This is a genomic window from Sutterella massiliensis (assembly GCF_016899755.1).
Lineage (GTDB): Bacteria > Pseudomonadota > Gammaproteobacteria > Burkholderiales > Burkholderiaceae_F > Sutterella > Sutterella massiliensis.
Genome location: NZ_JACJJC010000176.1, coordinates 1 through 747 on the forward strand (window position 1 = coordinate 1; position 747 = coordinate 747).

Sequence of the window (747 nt, forward strand, 5' to 3'; positions counted from 1 at the left end):
GAACCTCGGCAAAAGCGATGCCGACAGGAATCGCCATCGCATTGTTATCGTTGGCCACCTTGATCGTTGCGTCGGCAAGCTGCTGCGTCATTTCGGGTTTGCCTTCACGCGCCCAGGTGATCATGAAGAGCGGTTCGCCGCCAGCTTTACGAATCGTCTTGACATGTTCGCCGGCATAGCGGGTGAAGCTGTCCTTCATTCGCGGATCGATAGGTTCAAGAGAATTGCCTTGCAGGACGACTGCGTCGAAGATACGGCCGTCGTGCTTCTTGAAGAGGAAAGACCAACTGTTGCCCGTTGGCTGAACAAGACCTTTGACGTCATGCCAGTCGAGGCCTGCCCCTGCCGTGGTCGACATCTGCGTTTCAAGCTTTTTGTTCTTGGAAGCGCCGGAGAAGCCCCAGAGGTAATCGAAAAGAGCGCAGTTATAGTAGGTGTACGAGTTGCCGATCAAGAGCGCAGTTTTCGGCTGTGCGTTGAGCGACGTGACTTTAGGTTGGACGGAATAATCCGCAGCAAAGGCACCGGAGGCAACCGCAGCTGCGATGAGAGCGAGGGCCAGTTTTTTCATTTCGGATCTCCTTGATAAATGACGCGAGGAACCGCTGAATGCATGCTTTATTATTCCTCTTTGCCTATGCCGCAGCCATTTTCGGATTCCCTTGAACTTCTGAACGATGAAGAATAAAGGACTTAGGCTTTGGAGCATTCGACGGATTATTTTGCAGGGGCGCTTTTCCTTAAAAG

General features: G+C 52.5%; 1 protein-coding gene. It reads right to left on the minus strand.

All coding sequences use genetic code 11. From position 1 onward, the window contains the following. On the minus strand, positions 1–571 hold a 571-nt coding region (locus tag H6A60_RS12005), incomplete at its 3' end, for an SGNH/GDSL hydrolase family protein (RefSeq protein WP_205104942.1). Positions 572–747: the final 176 nt, after the last annotated feature.